Below are 2,591 nucleotides of genomic sequence, written 5' to 3' on the forward strand. Positions count from 1 at the left end.
CCTATCTCATCAAGAAAAAGGGTGCCTTTGTCGGCCATTTGGAATTTACCGGTTCTGTCTTCTTTGGCATCTGTGAAGGCTCCCTTCTTATGGCCAAACAATTCGCTTTCAAAAAGATTCTCCGGTATGGCACCCATATCAACGGTAACCATTAACTCGTTTGCCCGTTCGGATCTCCGGTGGATCTCCCGGGCCACAAGCTCTTTTCCGGTTCCGTTTTCGCCGGTGATGAGCACATTGGCATCAGTGGCAGCTACCTTCCTTACCAGTTGCATCACCTTTTCCATGGCGGGAGATGAGCCGATGATCATCTTTTGTTCGCTGTTCCATTCCTGCTTCAGGTTTTTTTCCCGGTCCCTGAGCTTTTTTACTTCCTGGTTTGACTGTTTCAGCCTCAGGGCTGCCTTTAGGGTGGCCAACAGTTTTTCATTTTCCCATGGTTTTACAACAAAATCGGCTGCACCGCGCTTCAGCGCTTTAACAGCCAGCTCAATATCCCCATAGGCAGTGATCATCACTACCTCAACAGTGGGGGCCATTTTCTTGATCTCCTGCAACCAATACAGGCCCTCGTTGCCCGTGTTTTCACCCGCAGAAAAGTTCATGTCGAGCAGCAACAGGTCGAAATCGGTTTTTCTCAGCTCCTCATAGATCCGGTTGGGATTCGAAAGCGTCACCACGGTTTCAAACTCAAACTGCAGCAAAAGGCTCAGGGCACTTAAGGCCCCTTTGTTGTCATCTACGATGAGTATGTGGCCGGTTTTTTTCTCCATTATTTATTTGTGCATTCGTGGCATTTATAGATTCAAAATTACAAAATTTATCATTTTCAAAATAAGTGTAAAAATATTTTACACCTCACAGTTAAAAATTTTGACAACATAGAGTGATTCTTTATTGATAAAATCCATTCAGTCAATTTATTGTTCTTATGGGCATAGCATTTGTATGGCTTATATACAGACGTTGTGAGCCATTATAAAACACCAAAAAATTATTATAATGTAGACACAAAAACGAAAACTCATGCATTATTCAAAATTTTACCTACTATGAGCCGAATTATCATTTTATTTTCAATTATTGTTGCACTGCTAAGTTGCAAAAAGCAACAAGAGACTTTTGAATACACGCTTAAAGGGGAAGTTATTGGCAAGGATTCTGGAAAACTTGTCTATTTTGAATCCCAAAGATTAGGCGATGAAATCAAAATTCCATTTGAGAAAGGAAAATTTGAACATAGCGATACCGCCTATGGTATTTATAGTTCATTCATTACTTTTTACGAAGACATGAAAAGTGGGAGATTCATGAGCTTTCCTGTTATTATTGAACCTGGAGAAATAAAACTTGAAATTCATGCCGATTCAATTACTTATAAATCAAGAGTATTTTCAGGTAAAAGAAATCTTAAAGTCCAAAGAATACATAATAAGAGATTAGAGTATGTAACTTCTCTTAATTTGAGGAAGGCAAAATCTCAAGCAAGAGATAGTTTATTAAATCTTTATGGGGACAGCATTTATAACATGATCATGCAGAATAAAAATAATTTTGGTGGGGTATATCTTTTGAAGAAATATGCTTCTGCACCTATTTTCAATGATAAGGAGCGTAAAGAATTATTTAGATCAATTAAGGATTCAAAGCTCAGGCAATTGCGCGATTTTAAAACTGTTTATTCGGAATGGCTGGGAAAGGAGAAAGGAATAAATAAGGTAGGTACAAAGGCACATAACTTTTCCTTACGGGATACTTCCGGAGATTTTGTTGAATTTAATCAGATTGCCGAAAATAAAATGACTTTTGTGGAGGCCTCGGGATCATGGTGTGGTAAGCCTGCAGAACGTTCAAAAGACTTATTACCAATATATAAATCATATAAAGACAATGGCTTTGAAGTTATTACCATTGTTCAGGAATCCCGATATGATCGTTGGAAAAAGTGGGTGAAAAAATGGAATTTTCCCTGGGTCAATTTGGCAGAATTAACGAAAGATAATACAAATGAGGTGTTTTATGGAGATTTATTATTCACGCATGGGGATAATTGTTTGGTCAACAAACAAGGAAAAGTAATAGCCAGTGATTTATCTCCTGCTCAGCTTAAAGAACAGCTCATGAAAAAGTTCGAACCTGACAAGTACGAAAGGTATACGAAAAACAAATGGAAGTTGCCTGAGGGTATACATATATTGGATAAAAACGATTCTATAAAAAGTTTTGCTGAACTTAACAAGAAAATGGGGAAGAATCCATTTATTATCGATTGTTGGGGAACATGGTGCAAGCCTTGTCTGCAGGAATTTAAATACAACGCTTCTTTGAAATCTTTTCTAAAAGAAAACGATATAAAAATCGTCTATATAGCTTTTGAGAGAAACCTGGATAATGCACAATGGCTGGATTATATTAAAAAATATGAATTGAAAGGATATCATATGCGGGTTAATGAAGATTTTGCTAAGAAATTCAGCAAGCTGGGATTTAAAGGCAGATTACCTACCTATATGATCGTAAACAGTGAAGGAGAAATCGTCGAGCCAGATGCTCATAGACCAAGCTCTCAGGAAAAGTTATACAATCAGATA

General features: G+C 37.6%; 2 protein-coding genes. One reads left to right on the plus strand and one right to left on the minus strand.

Going from position 1 to position 2,591, the window contains the following annotated elements:
• Positions 1 to 773: sigma-54-dependent Fis family transcriptional regulator (locus KGY70_20675; GenBank protein MBS3777621.1), on the minus strand; the 773-nt coding region annotated here is incomplete at its 3' end.
• Between the two features lie 279 nt (positions 774 to 1,052).
• On the opposite strand from KGY70_20675, the gene KGY70_20680 reads away from it, so the two are divergent.
• The coding region (locus KGY70_20680) for a redoxin domain-containing protein (protein ID MBS3777622.1) at positions 1,053 to 2,591 on the plus strand (1,539 nt) is incomplete at its 3' end.

The sequence above is a fragment of the Bacteroidales bacterium genome (genome assembly GCA_018334875.1).
Classification (GTDB): domain Bacteria; phylum Bacteroidota; class Bacteroidia; order Bacteroidales; family UBA12077; genus JAGXLC01.